Genomic DNA, 14,512 nt, shown 5'->3' with positions numbered 1-14,512 from the left:
ATTAAATGATAATAAAGAATACGATGAAAAAAGTAATAATCGCATTTCTTTTAGGAATGGTTCTTATGTTTGTGCTCGATATGGTTTTTCACTTCAATAATTCAGTTGAAAAACAACTGGAAAGAGAAACAAATAAGGCTGGAAAGAAAATAGAAAATCTGTTTAAAAAGTAGGCAAAATGAAGGTTATCGACATCATCAACAAAAGCGACAAAACGGTTTTTTCGTTTGAGTTGCTCCCTCCCCTTAAGGGAAATGATGCAAGTAATATATACAGGACTATTGAGAGCCTGATCGATTACGATCCCAAGTATATTAACATCACAACTCACCGCGATGAGATGGTTTTCAAGGAATTACCCGATGGAACCATCGAAAAGCGAACCGTGCGTAAACGCCCGGGAACAGTGGCTATTGCTGCCGCTATTCAACACAAATACGGCATTCCGGTGGTGCCTCATATTTTGTGTGGTGGTTTTTCGAAAAGCGAAACTGAACACGTATTGATTGACCTGAACTTTATGGGAATTAATAACGTGTTAGCTTTGCGTGGCGATGGACTGAAAACAGACCATATTTTTCGGCCAAATCCTGATGGTAATGGAAATGCCAACGAGCTGGTGGAGCAGATTGTAAACCTCCGGGAAGGTAAATATTTAGAGCCGGATTTAAAGAATAATTCACCACTCGATTTTTGCATTGGAGTTGCTGGCTACCCCGAAAAGCATTTTGAATCACCCAACTTTGATACAGACATGGATCGCCTGAAACAAAAAGTTGAGGCTGGTGCTGATTACATTGTTACTCAAATGTTTTTCGACAACCAGGTGTACTACAACTTTGTAGAAAAATGCCGGGCAAATGGAATTACAGTGCCAATTATTCCCGGAGTTAAGCCCATCAACATGAAAAGCCAGTTGACGGTATTGCCAAAAATATTTGCAATCGATCTTCCACAAGAGTTGTCAACCGAGCTTGCAAAGTGTAAGAATAACGACGATGCCAAAATTGTAGGTACTGAATGGGCCATTTACCAATCCAAAGATTTGGTCGCGAACAATGTACCCAGTTTGCATATGTACACTTACGGTGTTTCCGACAATGCACGAAAAATTGTTGAGGCGGTTTTCTAAAAGCATGCAATCGTTTCAATCCAAGAATAATAAAATCCGACCTTTTAAAAGTCGGATTTTTTTGTTTATCAGTGCTTTTATTTCCTAAATGCCCGAATTCTTCTCAGCAGCAACTTAGGGAATGTAAATATCAGCGATGAATACGAGCAATCCGGATTTCGTCGGAGGTCATGCCCATGACCCCACTCTTATTTTTGAAAGTTGTTTTTCGAGTTTTCTTTCTGAATAAGAAAATAGTGATTCAAATCCTGTCGGTAGAACTGAACGTGGATCACTATCTGACAGAATCGATGCTCTTAACAGATAGTTATAGTTTTTCGCACTTATTTTGCTTGCTAGAACATAATATAGCTAAATTGAAAACCAAGAGTAGGAGACAAATCACCAGCATTTTCTTGAAAATCTTGCAGGTAGCCCAAGCCAATGTGCATGTTGAACAGAAAATTACCACCTAAATCTCGTTGAATTCCCCAGTGAACTTCGGTTAATAAAGCCCGATTTAATTGGTAGGTTTTTATGTTTCCAAAGCTATATTTTACTTGAGCGGCAATGTAGTTCCCTGAATTATGTTTTGTGTTCTTATTCTTTTTTACTCGTTTTTCGATGTTGTAGATGTATTTTAGTCTCGACCTCATATATGGCGTGGGGCGTGCAACGTCGAGCAAATATTCAGCTCCAGCTCCATAGTCTGTCATTCCCATTCCTGCTCCCAAGGAATTATCAATGCTAAATTTTTCAGAAAGGGGAAACTCATAACTAAGCTCAAGTCCGTGGAGTCCGATACCAATCTTAGCCATTTCTTGCAAGTTGTTTTTTTCAAAATTTTGTGCCGAAACAAGATTGGTAAAAAGAACTAACCCGATAACAACTAGTTTTCTCATAAATGTAGTTTGTAAATATATTTATTATGCCAGTAATGAGTGCGAAGATATTGTTTTTTATATTTATGTTTATCATCTGGGCGGTTTTTTTTCAGTCTATTTTTGTTTTTTTTAATGATATAAAAATCGGGTTTTAAAATTGACAAGGAAGACAAATGTGAAATGAACAGGCTTTCCCATTGATGGAGTGTATATTCCTCGACAATTCGATCTGTTTTGCGTCGGCTTCATTCTAACAAGAGGCAAAAATCGGGTGACTTGGTTTTCTTCTTTGAAAATTCCTACCTTTCCTCGCTCAAAATCAAACAAAAATGAATCTGCCGAATATCACCCATACCAATGTTGATGTTTTTCTAAACCGGGAAGATATTATTCTCGACACGATTGCCCAAATCATGAAAGATTTTGGTTTGTTCGGTGTTGAAATCCGGTTTTCGGGTCATGTTGATGATGCTTACCATGAACTCCACCAGCAATTGGTTGAACAGATCGATACCTTGTTGATCAACAAATCGGATTTGTTGCTGTCTATTTTGTACCAGGTTGACATTACCGATCGCGATATTTCCCGCACACAGGCCGATTTTCCGCGCTACAATCAAGTAGAAGTCATTGCTCATCAAATTATCTTCCGCGATCTGAAAAAGGTCTTATTTCGTCGCTATTTTAGTGCAAAGGGTTAACTACCCGGGAAATGGAGTTGTAGTCGTTTTCTTTCTGGAGAAAAGGTGGCTCTTGTGAAAACGTTTTCAGTTGAGTATTTTTACCTTTTGCTTACACTACTAGCATATAATTCACTTTTAAAATTGAAAAAATGAGGTACTCATACACCTGGCTGGTCTTAATTATTATTGGTTTATATCTGACTTCTTGTCACACATCGGTAAAAGAAGAGAATTGGCAACTCGCTGAAATACCCACCATTGAAGAAGTCGGTCAGGATAATATGCCAGCTGAAATCGCTCCGGTTAAAGCGCCTTTTGAAACGATTGTTTTTACAAAGCCTGTTTTTCCTGATGATACCATTCGTGTTGATCTTTCGGAAGATAAAATCAATACAAGCACCATTCAGGATGCTATTAATCAACTCAGCTTAAACGGAGGAGGAACGCTGATTCTTCCTGTAGGGGAGTGGCTAAGCGGACGATTGGAGCTTAAAAGCAACGTGAATCTGCACATTCCCGAGGGCTGCACCTTAAAGTTCAGTGCATGGGTGAAAGATTTTCAGCCCGGCGTTTTTACCCGCATCGAAGGCGTGGAAGTCATGTCGCTGGGAGCTTGTATTTATGCGAATAATCAGCAAAACATCGCGATTACCGGAGGTGGACAGCTGGTTGGTCCGTCGGCCTCAAAGGGAGATATTCGTGAGCGTATTGAGCGGTCTGATGTAATTGAAAATGTAGTAGCTTCGGGCTTAGCCGTTGAGCAGCGAATTTACGATGGAACACAAGAGTCAGGGAGTATTTTTCCTCCCATGTTTATTTCTCCCATCAATTGTAAAAAGGTCTATATCGAAGGTATTTCACTCGATCAAACGGCTTTCTGGAATATTGTACCGATTTACTGCAACGATGTCATTATTCGCGGTGTGAAGGTCAACTCGGTTGGAATAAAAAGGGGAGACGGCATCGACATTGAATCGAGCAGTGATGTATTGATTGAATACAGTACCTTGAATTGTGGCGATGATTGTTTTACCATGAAATCGGGCAGAGGTCATGATGGACTTCGAATTAATAAACCTACGGAAAATATAGTTGTTCGGTATTGCTTGGCACAGGAGGGGCATGGCGGAATTACCTGTGGAAGTGAAACGGCTGGTATGATTCGGAACTTGTATGTTCACGATTGCGTTTTTCAGGACACCGGAGTTGGAATACGTTTTAAAACCAGACGACCACGTGGTGGCGGTGGCGAGAACCTCATTTACGAGCGAATTCGGATGAATTTGAAGCATACCGCTTTTAAATGGGATATGCTTGGAGGGGAGTTGTACGTTGGCGAGTTGGCCCGGAGGCTCCCAGCGCTTGACATTAACGAGTTAACCCCTAAATACAGCACTATTTTTGCACGCGATATTCTGATCGAAAAAGCAACTCATTTTGTTAAAGTTTATGGGATTCCGGAATCACCACTCGAAAATTTGCAAATCGAAAACGTAGAAGCGAATTGTACCAATTTCTTCTATGCGCACGATATCGTTAACTCATCGTTTAAAAACATGAATTTAACGGCAAACGACAGTATCATTGAGTTGGTTGATGCCAGAAACTTATCGTTTGAAAACATTCATTTCAATACTACTAATGCACCGATACAGCTATCGGTAACCGGAGAATTATCGGATTCAATTTCGATCGATAATTGTACGAATATAATGGATCAAAATTGGGTTGCTGATAAAATGAATTAATAGAATCAAATACAAAGCAAAACAGCCGGAATCGAATTGATCCGGCTGTTTTGTTTTATTCTATTTTGTGGTGTTTAATTGCTCAAATCTACAAAATCACGTTGTGACTTAATCAGGTTAACTGAGTGTAGCACCAGGTTTTTAGTTTCTTTGATAACGTTGAAGAATAACAGGGAGTTACGTGTGCTCACGTCTTTTGCTTTTATTCGCTTGATTTGTTTTTTCTCCAACTGAGTCAACCTACCGGATAGCGACTCTTTCATTGACAAGATATCATCAAACTTCTCGTACTGATCTTCTTTAACAATGTGCAAGGCAAGGTTGAAAAATTCATCAACGAGACCTATCAATTCGGTTAATTCTTCTAATTGAACTTCGATGAATGGCTTGTGATTGTTATCCAGATGTTTGAAAAGTGGTTCGACCATGAAATTCAAGGAATGCGAAATTTCACGTTGGTAGTCGACAATCTGGACAAAACAATGTCCGCTGTCCATTGATTCTTGATGTAAGGTTTGAATCATTGGGAATACTTTGTCCTTCGCCTTTTTCACTTTTTTCTGAAATTTCTTATTCAGTTCTAATGATTCCTTCAGGTGCGACCGGTCTTCTTTTATAAAACTATCGATGCAAACAGAGAAAATCTGATTCGCATTAATAACCGTATTTAGGACTTGCTTTTTAGTTTTCTCCTTAATCATTTCTGAAACGTCAAGTTCTTCTTCTTCCTCTTCTTTTTCTTGCGCTTTTTTCTTGAAAAAGAAATAGGTTCTTCCAACCATTAGTATAGCCACTAAAATAAAGACGAAGATCATAAAGTTTCCACTGATTGAGATGATCCATGCAATGAATCCGGCAACACTAAAGGCAACTAAGGCTGTCATAAACCAACCGCCAATGACGGTAAATACTCCGGAAATCCGGTAAACGGCACTCTCTCGATCCCATGCCCTGTCAGCTAATGAAGTACCCATAGCCACCATAAAGGTTACATAGGTTGTTGACAGTGGTAATTTTAGTGAAGTACCAATCGAAATTAGGATACTGGCAACAACCAGATTAACCGATGCCCTGATTTTATCGAAAGCAGGTTTATCCTTTTCTTTTATTGCATTGTTTTCGTTCTCGGTATTTGGAACAAAACGATTGTCTAATCCTCTTATCACAGAGGCTGGAAGAACTTTTCGAATGCCTTTGTTAATCGTGATTGTTGTTCTTACCGCGGCTCTAGAAAAAGCCGATGAACCAAACCGCTCTTCGCCTTCACTCTGTCGCGATAAGTCAACAGTTGTGGCTACAACCGAACGTGCTTTGCGAGATGTAATCAGAGTGATAATCATGATCAGACCTGCAATAAGTAGCATGTAAGTGGGGGTGGGAACTTTTCCGGTTAGCATTCCCATTTCAAAGCTGTCTGGCGCAAGTGCACCATTAGCGATCCAAGCTTTGTACGATGAAAATCCAGCCAACGGAACTCCAATGAAGTTCACCAGGTCGTTTCCGGCAAAGGCCATGGCTAATCCGAAAGTACCAACCAATACTATAACTTTCGGGATATCAATTTTGAAAATAAGATAAAGTAATTGCAGAATAATAGTCCAGCCCACAAAGCTAACAAGTAGGATCTTAACCATGTTGTTTTTTAGAAAATCTACCGTGTCAGCCGACATGAAAACAGCTCCTTTGGCTCCCTTAATAACCATGAAATAGGTCATTGCAGCAATGGCAAGTCCACCAAATGCCGAGCCGTAATATTTTAATGTTTTGTTTTGTTTAAAACTGAAGATAACCCGGGCAATATATTGGACAATGGCACCGACTATAAAAGCGATAAATACCGAGAGTAAAATCCCGGTAATAATAGCAAGGGCTTTCTCCGAGTTAATGTATTTATGTAACTCACTAATTGACTGGCCTGCTCCACTAATTTTTACGAGAGACACCGCGACAGCGGAACCCAAAAGTTCGAAAACAATTGATACTGTGGTCGATGTTGGAAGGCCGAAGGTGTTAAACAAATCCAGCAAAATCACATCAGTGATCATCACGGCCATAAAAATAACCATGATCTCCGCAAAGAAGAACATGTCCGGATGGAAAATTCCTTTCCTCGCAACTTCCATCATACCGCTCGAAAAGGTCGATCCAACAAGTACGCCAAGACTGGCAACAGAAAAAATAATCCATTTGGGGGCGGCTTTTGATCCAATCGCTGAATTCAGGAAATTAACAGCATCATTGCTGACTCCAACAACCAAATCCGAAATTGCTAGTGCAAAAAGCACGATAACAAGAATTAAATAGAATTGTTCCATCATATTAGATATAAGATTGACGGAGGCAAAAATAGTGCTATCAATTAACCTACCACCTCTTTTGTGTTAATTTAATGTTAACGAACGGTCAAATTACTATTAATGAGCAAATGAGCAAAATTTTATTCTAATTTAGTCGCCAAACAAAAACGTTTATGAAGACTTATTCTCCTAGAAAGTTAGCGCTGTATTTGGCACAAGCTCTTACATTATTGACCATTGTGTTTGTTGTAGCAATTTCATTTACAGCTTTTTCACTCTGGTTGTACCTTATATTAGTCATACTTTATTTCGCCATCGTGTATTCTCTTATTCTTTTTATTATGCGAAAGTACGTTGATAACAGAATTGAGCCAATTTATAAGATTATTCGCAAAATTCCGGTAACAGGAAAGAAAATCAAGAAGCGTGAAGATAAAATTGACATGGTTTCTACGGCGCGACAAGAAGTAGAGGAGTGGGCCAAAAACCAGACGCAGGAAATTACTCGCTTGAAAGATCTGGAGAGATACCGGAAAGAATTTGTTGGTAATGTATCGCACGAATTAAAAACTCCTATTTTTAATATTCAAGGTTATATTTTGACTTTGCTCGAAGGAGGGATCGATGATCCGAAAGTGAATAAACTTTACCTAAAAAGAACAGAGAAAAGTATTGATCGGATGATTTCCATTGTGGAGGATTTAGAGTCAATTACAAAACTGGAATCCGGAGAGCTGAAGCTTAAGCTGGAAAGTTTTGACCTGGTTCGCCTGGTGGATGATGTGATTGAATTGGAGCAGATGATGGCTGTGGAGCGAAAAATACAACTGAATTTTAAACGGCCAGAAAAGCCGGTAAATGTTTTAGCCGACAAAAAGCGGATTATGGAAGTGATGACTAATCTGGTTTTAAATGGCATTAAATACGGCAAAAGAAAAGGATTCGTTAATATTTCATTTTACGACTTGAAAGAAAACCTCATGGTGGAAGTTGCCGACGATGGTTTGGGAATAGATAGCAAACATTTACCCCGTATTTTTGAGCGTTTTTACCGGGCTGATAAGTCACGTTCCCGGGAACAAGGAGGAACCGGGCTTGGTTTATCAATTGTAAAGCATATTATCGAGGCACACGAACAAACAATAAATGTTAAGTCTTCGGTGGACGAAGGAACAACTTTTACTTTCACGCTTGAAAAAGCCAAATGAAAGTAGTAATTTGCCTGTGATTTGAGATTTTAATCGTTTATTAACACATTTTCTAAGCTCTAATTCTACTTTTAGCAGCAGATAAGTTTTACCATTATGAGTGATACGAAGTACAAAATTTTACTGGTCGACGACGAAGTCGATATTTTAGAATTTATTAGCTATAACCTTGAAAAAGAAGGTTACAAAGTTTATACGGCTCAAAATGGGTTGGAAGCTATCAAAGTGGCTGAGAAGAAAACTCCGGATTTAATTATTCTGGATGTGATGATGCCGGAAATGGATGGAATTGCAGCCTGCGAAGAAATTCGTAAAATACCGTCGTTAAATAGTGTCGTCATTGCCTTTTTAACCGCACGTGGCGAAGATTATTCGCAAATTGCAGGATTCGAGGCAGGAGCAGACGATTATATCACCAAGCCGATTCGTCCAAAAGTGTTGGTTAGCCGTGTAAAAGCACTTTTAAAACGCACAGGAGGTGTTGCACCTGACCAAGTTGTTGAAAATTCGACTACCATAACTATTGGTGATTTGGTTATTGATAAAGAGCGTTACCTGATTAATACCAGAGGTCAGGAAATGATTCTTCCTCGAAAAGAATTTGAATTGCTTTCATTACTGGTCTCGAAACCGGGGAAAGTGTTTACCCGCGAAGAAATCTACTATTCGGTTTGGGGTGAAAACGTTGTGGTGGGAGACCGCACGATTGACGTTCATATTCGTAAATTGAGAGAAAAAATCGGGAACGATCATATAAAAACATTGAAAGGTATTGGCTATAAGTTTGTCGAATAGCACGAACAGAATCCCTTAGAAATAAGGGATTTTTTTATTTCTTTCCGTAACTTTGTTTAAAAGCCCGTTGAATATGAAACTACAATACCTGTTCGTATTATTGCTTGTAATAGCTGTTGCATGCAAAACCAAAGAAAAGAAGCAAGATTTGCAAGTTGAAGTTAATCCTCAGGATACCGTGCAAGTTGTGGAAGCTCCTGAGCCACCACCACCACCTCCGGTTGAAGAAATTGATATGGGAGTCAACCTGGACGACAAATACTTTTTGGTTGTTGATGTGTACACCGTAAAGGAATTTGCTGAAAGTTGGAACAAAGAATACCAGAAGCAAGGTTTTAAATCGGCTGTTATTATGCGTAATGAAGATGGCTACTACCGTTTAGCTGTTCAATCTTTTAATGATTTTGATTTAGCTCAAAACGCACTTGAGGTGCTTCGTCAGGAAGAGGATTTTAAGGATGCCTGGATTATGATTATAGATAAATAATGATCAGGTAATTCACCATGAACCCGAGAAAAAAGCCGGCATAAATTTGTAGTTGGCTGTGTTTTTTCAAGATTAAACGGGCGGTTCCAAGTATTCCGGCCAAAATAATTAAGCCGCACAATAGCATAGAACTATTGATTCCCATGCGAAATGATAAGGCAATTACAGCCCCAATAAGCCCTCCGATACCAGCCATATGATTGCTAATTTTCCATTTCATGGATATCAGTAGCAGCATAATGATGATGAGGATTGTGGCGAGCAAAAAGACACGATAGATTGGGTAAACATCCAGCCGCCCTAAATAGTAATAGCCCAGATAGTAATAAATAGCACTCATAAAAAGCGGGAGAACCCGGTCGGTGCTCTTGCTCATTGTTGCATCAAAATGCTTGTTAAATGATAGCAGTCCTAAGCTTAATACAGGAAGTAGGAAAGTGCTTAAAAAGATAATAATAAGCAGGAATTTTTTACCCTCAAAGCTCATCATCGAAAAATAGAAACCGGAATTCATGAGCAACAGAAAGCCCAGTGTAGGAATTATCAATGGATGAAGAACCACGGAAAAGAACTGTGCGATGGCTGGCTTTGCATTCATAGTGTAGTCGTTATAATTTCTACAATTCCTTCCTTAAACGCGCAACCGGAATTCCCAGTTGCTCACGATACTTAGCAACGGTACGCCGTGCAATCGGATACGATTTTTCTTTCAGTATTTTGGCCAGCCGATCGTCCGTTAATGGCTTTCGCTTGTCTTCTTTCGAAATACATTCTCCCAAAATGTTTTTAATCTCCCGGGTCGAAACTTCTTCTCCGGTATCTTTTTGCATACCCTCTGAAAAGAAATATTTCAATGCATAAATGCCAAAGTGTGTTTGAATGTATTTGCTATTCGAAACTCTGGAAATCGTAGAGATATCCAGGCCTGTTCGGTCGGCAATATCTTTCAGAATCATCGGACGCAGCTTGGTCTCTTCTCCTTCTTTAAAGTATTCTTTTTGGAAGTCAATAATTTCCGACATGGTTAAAATCAAGGTCTGCTGGCGCTGTTTGATAGCATCGATAAACCATTTGGCCGAGTCCAGCTTTTGTTTGACGAACTGAACGGCGTCTTTTTGGTTTTTCGAAGCGTTCTTTTTGTTGTCGGTATAGCCTCTAAGCATGTCCATGTAAGTGTTATTCATTCTCAGATCAGGAACATTGCGCTGATTCAGTGTCAGGATCAGTTCTCCGTCTACATTGTCGAGAATAAAGTCGGGTACAATGACTTGGTTCGACTGGTTGTTCGGATTATTAATTGAGCCACCGGGTTTCGGATTTAGCTTCAGAATCTCATTCAACGCTTCTTTTAGCTGGTCTTCCGAAATTTCATACTTATGAATGATTTTATCATAGTGTTTTTTGGTAAACTCTTCAAAGTTTTCTTTCAATATCCGGGAGGCGAGCAAGGTCGGTTCGTTCCCCTTTTTACGTTGAATTTGAAGCAACAAACACTCTTGCAACGAACGTGCTCCAACTCCTGCTGGATCGAAGTCCTGAATCGTTTCCAGTATCTCTTCCAGATCCTCTTCTGAAACGTTCATATTCATCGTAAAGGCCAGGTCGTCGCTAATCGACATCAAATCTCTTCGCAAATAACCATCTTCATCAATATTTCCGATAATGTATTCCGCCAGCTTCTTTTGCTCACCATCCAGGTCGGTAAGGCCGAGCTGCTCAGTAAGCGACTCATAAAAGCTTATTCCGGTACTAAAAGGAACATCAGGTTGTTTATCGTCTTTCGAGTAGTTACTGGTGTTTAGTTTATATGTTGGGATTTCATCATCTTCAATGTAGTCTTCAAGTGAAAATTCATCACCTTCGGCATCACTGCTTTCCGACTCTTCGCTTTGATCAATCGGCTCATCATCAAGCATTTCAAGAACCGGATTTTCTTCCAGTTCTTTCTTTATGCGTTGTTCCAGCTGCATGGTAGGTATCTCCAGAAGCTTGATCACCTGAATTTGTTGAGGTGAAAGTTTCTGCAGTAGCTTTTGCTGTAAACTTAGTTTCTGAGATGGCATATTGTAATTATTTTCTTCTTATTTCTATAACAAATATAACCTTTGTTACCTAAAAGAGGTTGACTATTGCAGTCAACCTCTTTATATTTTTTAGTTTTTAATGTTTTTTTAGAACTCTGCATTCTTCGGCGTTCTTGGAAACGCGATTACGTCGCGAATATTACCCATGCCAGTTGCAAATAAAATGAAACGTTCAAATCCTAACCCAAATCCGGCGTGAGGCACCGTTCCGTAACGCCGGGTATCCAGGTACCACCACATTTCGTCGGCAGGAACATCCATTTCTTCCATTCGCTTTACCAATTTATCGTAATCAGACTCCCGTTCCGATCCACCAATGATTTCGCCAATTTGAGGGAAGAGTACATCCATGGCAGCTACTGTTTTGCCATCTTCATTTTGCTTCATGTAGAAGGCTTTAATGTCTTTTGGATAATCAATCAGAATAACTGGCTTTTTGAAATGCTTTTCAACCAAATAACGTTCGTGCTCACTTTGCAGGTCGATTCCCCATTCAACGGGGAACTGAAACTTTCCTTTTTTGAAGGGCTTCGAGTTTCTCAAAATATCAATAGCTTCAGTATACGTACAACGAATAAAGTCGTTTTCCAACACAAACTGAAGTTTTTCAATTAGCTCCATCGAACGTTGATCCTGTGGCTTATTTTTTTCTTCTTGCTGCAGACGATTGCTCAGGAATTTAAGATCATCCATGCAATTGTCCAGCGCATATTTGATGAGGTATTTCAAGAACTCCTCAGCCAAATCCATATTGTCTTTCAGTTCATAAAATGCCATTTCGGGCTCAATCATCCAAAATTCAGCCAAATGGCGGGTTGTGTTTGAGTTTTCGGCACGAAATGTTGGGCCAAACGTATAAACTTCACCCAAGGCAGTCGCTCCCAATTCACCTTCCAACTGACCAGAAACCGTCAAATTGGTTGGACGACCAAAAAAATCTTGTGCATAGTCAATTTCACCGTCTTCAGTCGTTGGCGGGTTTACCGGTGGAAGCGTTGACACGCGGAACATTTGTCCGGCACCCTCTGCATCCGAAGCTGTTACGATTGGCGTGTGCAAATAATAGAAACCTTTATCGTTGAAATATTTGTGGATGGCAAAAGCCATGGCATGACGAATGCGGAACACGGCACTAAAAGTAGCCGTACGAAAACGCAGGTGCGCATTTTCGCGCAAAAATTCCAAGCTGTGTTTCTTCGGTTGGATCGGGTATTTTTCGGGATCAGCTTTTCCATAAACCGTAATTTCTGATGCGACCAACTCAACAGCTTGTCCGCTACCCTGCGATTCAACCAATTCGCCGTTAACTCCAATTGATGCGCTCGTGTTAATGTCGCGAAGTAATGCTTCACCAAACTTTTCAACATCCGCAACAATCTGCAAATTATTGATAGTCGATCCATCATTCAGCGCAATGAAATTAACATTTTTACTCCCGCGCTTGGTTCGAACCCATCCTTTAACTAACACTTGCTGGCCTACTTGTCCTCCAGCGAGTACTTCTTTAATTTTCAGTCGTTTCATGTTGTCCTCTAATTTTGCAGATTTTTTATTCCCCTGTTTTGCAGGTTTAAAATGTGAATCACAAAAGTACATTTTTCTGTTGAAAAACATGAATTGGCCGATGAAAAGTTAAGTGACTTGAATCTACGAAGCTAGGCTCATTCGAAAGCAGCTTCTGCGCAGATTAATTTTTCTAACTTTATTGACAACTTTGAACAGTTAATTGTAATGCTTGAATGACAACCGAAAAGGCATGAGGAGAGGAATAATTTTTAGTATGTTTTTGCTTTTGTTTACGGGCTCCGTAAGAAGTCAGGTTCGGCTTCCCGAGTGCATCGAACATAAGGACGTTTGGACAAGGACGCAGAAAGAACAGATTTTTGAGCATGTTCGTGCTTTTCCGGTGCAAACCCAATTGGCCTTTGCATTCATCGAAAACGGAGCCGTTTCTTTTTCGGGTGTCATTTTGGAGAATGATACGATTAGCTTGGTTGACAATCGGCATAAAGTCTTTGAAATCGGGTCAATTTCGAAAGTATTTACGGCAAGTTTACTGACTGCCTTGGTTGTTGAGGGCAAGCTGAACCTCGACGATCCGGTGAACGACCGCCTGCCTTTTGCGTTGAAAGATTCCATTCGGCCCACGTTTAGGCAGTTAGCCAATCATACTTCGGGTTTGCCGCGCATGCCGTCGAACTTCGATGTCGGTGTTCCTTTCGATCCGGCCAATCCGTATCTGAATTATGGCGAAGATCTGTTGAAAGATTACTTGACGAGGGAGATGGAGCTGCTTTACCAGCCGGGCGAGCGGAGCGAATACTCCAATCTGGGTGCAGGACTTCTGGCTTATACATTAGCAAAAGTAACTGGTTTGGATTATCAGCAATTGTTGGAAAAATACCTGTTTTCAAAATATGGAATGAGCACTTCAACCACCCGGCGCGAAAAGGTCTTATCGTGCTTGGTGAGCGGGCTTGATGCACAAGGCCGGGAAACGTCGAGCTGGGATTTTTCGGTGATGGTTGGGGCTGGCGGCATTTTATCAAGCACGGAAGATATGGCTCAGTTTGCCCTCGCCCAGTTTGATGAGTTGAACCGGGAACTGGAACTAACGCGAATACCGACGTTTGGAGTGAATGAACGGTTAGCTGTTGGGCTGGGCTGGGCTGGCATATTGTGAAAACCTTTGCTGAAACGGAACTGTATTGCCACAATGGAGGAACCGGAGGCTACAGCTCATCAATTGCACTCGATACCAACCGGGCGAACGGCGTGATTATTCTTTCCAACGTCTCGGCCTTTCATCCCGAATCGCCGAAGATTGAACAGCTTTGTTTTTCCTTGCTTCAGACGCTTGGCGATTCGTCCGAATGATATAGGCCCGACTTAAATTCTGGGCATCATGCGCTGAACATTCCATTCTGCGGGTTTTATACTCCTCCGGTTCTTCCGCAGAACACTGAGGGAGTGAAACCTACAGCACCCTGTGCGGAGCTCGGGGATTAGCGGATAAGCCGATGGAGTCTGTTTTCGAGTAGTTAAAAATGAAAAAGGCCCAGTCCGAATTGGGCTGAACCTTTTTACTGGTTTATTAACCCGAATTATTCATCTCGAGTACAATAAAATGGGTGCAAAGTGTTATCTTTAAGTATATTAAGCAAAACAACAACACTTTCTAACGCACCCATTTATGAGCAATAAAGATACCGTTT

The 14,512-nt window shown here is 40.5% G+C and carries 13 protein-coding genes; 8 read left to right on the top strand and 5 right to left on the bottom strand.

Annotation, left to right across the window (positions count from 1 at the left end):
* Positions 1-23 precede the first annotated feature (23 nt).
* Positions 24-173 (top strand): hypothetical protein, encoded by a 150-nt coding sequence (locus GR929_RS14930; RefSeq protein WP_159521185.1) that lies wholly within the window; start codon positions 24-26, stop codon positions 171-173.
* Between the two features lie 5 nt (positions 174-178).
* Positions 179-1,132: a methylenetetrahydrofolate reductase [NAD(P)H] gene (gene metF / locus GR929_RS14925; protein ID WP_159521183.1), complete on the top strand. Its 954-nt coding sequence runs from the start codon at positions 179-181 to the stop codon at positions 1,130-1,132.
* Positions 1,133-1,467: 335 nt separating this feature from the next.
* Here metF and GR929_RS14920 read toward each other — a convergent pair whose 3' ends face one another.
* Positions 1,468-2,013: a hypothetical protein gene (locus GR929_RS14920; protein WP_159521181.1), complete on the bottom strand. Its 546-nt coding sequence runs from the start codon at positions 2,011-2,013 to the stop codon at positions 1,468-1,470.
* A gap of 311 nt (positions 2,014-2,324) precedes the next feature.
* Here GR929_RS14920 and GR929_RS14915 point away from each other — a divergent pair, with 311 nt between their 5' ends.
* Together GR929_RS14915 and GR929_RS14910 are read left to right on the top strand one after the other, a co-directional pair.
* A complete protein-coding gene (locus tag GR929_RS14915) occupies positions 2,325-2,696 on the top strand; it encodes a hypothetical protein (protein WP_159521179.1) in 372 nt (123 codons plus the stop codon).
* Between the two features lie 131 nt (positions 2,697-2,827).
* Complete coding sequence (locus GR929_RS14910; RefSeq protein ID WP_159521177.1) at positions 2,828-4,426, top strand: glycoside hydrolase family 28 protein; 1,599 nt, start codon at positions 2,828-2,830, stop codon at positions 4,424-4,426.
* A 74-nt stretch (positions 4,427-4,500) separates the two neighbouring features.
* Here the strand turns inward: GR929_RS14910 and GR929_RS14905 are convergent, their stop codons facing one another.
* Entirely contained in the window at positions 4,501-6,744 is a 2,244-nt protein-coding gene (locus GR929_RS14905; protein WP_235934380.1) for an inorganic phosphate transporter, read from the bottom strand.
* Positions 6,745-6,896: 152 nt separating this feature from the next.
* Between GR929_RS14905 and GR929_RS14900 the strand changes: the two genes are divergently transcribed.
* From GR929_RS14900 to GR929_RS14890, 3 genes are all read left to right on the top strand, one after another.
* Positions 6,897-7,931: a sensor histidine kinase gene (locus tag GR929_RS14900; RefSeq protein ID WP_159521175.1), complete on the top strand. Its 1,035-nt coding sequence runs from the start codon at positions 6,897-6,899 to the stop codon at positions 7,929-7,931.
* A gap of 96 nt (positions 7,932-8,027) precedes the next feature.
* Complete coding sequence (locus GR929_RS14895) at positions 8,028-8,726, top strand: response regulator transcription factor (protein WP_159521173.1); 699 nt, start codon at positions 8,028-8,030, stop codon at positions 8,724-8,726.
* Between the two features lie 73 nt (positions 8,727-8,799).
* Positions 8,800-9,213 (top strand): SPOR domain-containing protein, encoded by a 414-nt coding sequence (locus GR929_RS14890; protein ID WP_159521172.1) that lies wholly within the window; start codon positions 8,800-8,802, stop codon positions 9,211-9,213.
* Here GR929_RS14890 and GR929_RS14885 read toward each other — a convergent pair.
* The 3 genes from GR929_RS14885 to asnS form a co-directional block, all read right to left on the bottom strand.
* Positions 9,200-9,811, bottom strand: coding sequence for a hypothetical protein (locus tag GR929_RS14885; protein ID WP_159521170.1), 612 nt, complete (start codon positions 9,809-9,811; stop codon positions 9,200-9,202). The genes GR929_RS14890 and GR929_RS14885 overlap by 14 nt on opposite strands.
* Before the next feature lie 19 nt (positions 9,812-9,830).
* A complete protein-coding gene (gene rpoN / locus GR929_RS14880; protein WP_159521168.1) occupies positions 9,831-11,276 on the bottom strand; it encodes an RNA polymerase factor sigma-54 in 1,446 nt (481 codons plus the stop codon).
* 108 nt (positions 11,277-11,384) lie between these two features.
* Positions 11,385-12,821 carry an asparagine--tRNA ligase gene (asnS, locus tag GR929_RS14875; RefSeq protein WP_159521166.1) on the bottom strand — a complete coding sequence of 479 codons (1,437 nt, stop codon included), beginning with the start codon at positions 12,819-12,821 and terminating at the stop codon, positions 11,385-11,387.
* A 232-nt stretch (positions 12,822-13,053) separates the two neighbouring features.
* Here asnS and GR929_RS14870 point away from each other — a divergent pair, with 232 nt between their 5' ends.
* A complete protein-coding gene (locus GR929_RS14870; protein WP_159521164.1) occupies positions 13,054-13,980 on the top strand; it encodes a serine hydrolase domain-containing protein in 927 nt (308 codons plus the stop codon).
* Positions 13,981-14,512: the final 532 nt, after the last annotated feature.

Source organism: Sunxiuqinia indica (assembly GCF_009847015.1).
Classification (GTDB): domain Bacteria; phylum Bacteroidota; class Bacteroidia; order Bacteroidales; family Prolixibacteraceae; genus Sunxiuqinia; species Sunxiuqinia indica.
This window is presented reverse-complemented; position numbering and strand designations above follow the sequence as displayed.